Raw genomic sequence first — 710 nt, forward strand, 5'->3', positions numbered from 1 at the left:
AGTTTTATATCGTTGTTTTGCTTGATCTGTCACCTCGGATTTTGAAAGACTGGTGTCGATGTTTATGATCGGTCAAGCCTAAACCTTGAGTTGCTTCAATCAATATCTCGAAATTTCAGTGACTTAGAGGTAAATACCCCGAGTTTTATATCGTTGTTTTGCTTGATCTGTCACCTCGGATTTTGAAAGACTGGTGTCGATGTTTATGATCGGTCAAGACCGAACTCTTGATTATCTCAATATTTATCTAATAATTTCAGTTACTTAATGTTGAGCGTCATGGATTTTATATCGTTGTTTTGCTTGATCTGTCACCTCGATTTTTGAAAGGGTGTTGATGATGTTTATGATCGGTCAAGCCTGCACTTTGGATAAGTTAAGCATTTATCCAGCAATTTCAGCTACTTAGCTTTAAATGTCGTGTGACTTATATCGTTGTTTTGCTTGATCCCTTACCTCGGATTTTGAAATCCTAGTGGTAATGTTTATGATCGGTCAAGCCTGTACTTTGGATGAGTGCAATCATTATTGTGCTATTTCAATGACTTATCGTTAATTTTATGCATCTTATATCGTTGTTTAGCTTGATCTCTGAATAAGGAATTTGGAATCTTTATTATCGTTGTTCTCGTTGTTCTCCATGATCTCTAAGCGCAGATAGTGAAAATGGCTATCGTTGTTATCCATGATCTCAGAACACAAAAAGTGAA

This window comes from Vibrio sp. 2092, from assembly GCF_033339635.1.
Taxonomy (GTDB): domain Bacteria; phylum Pseudomonadota; class Gammaproteobacteria; order Enterobacterales; family Vibrionaceae; genus Vibrio; species Vibrio alginolyticus.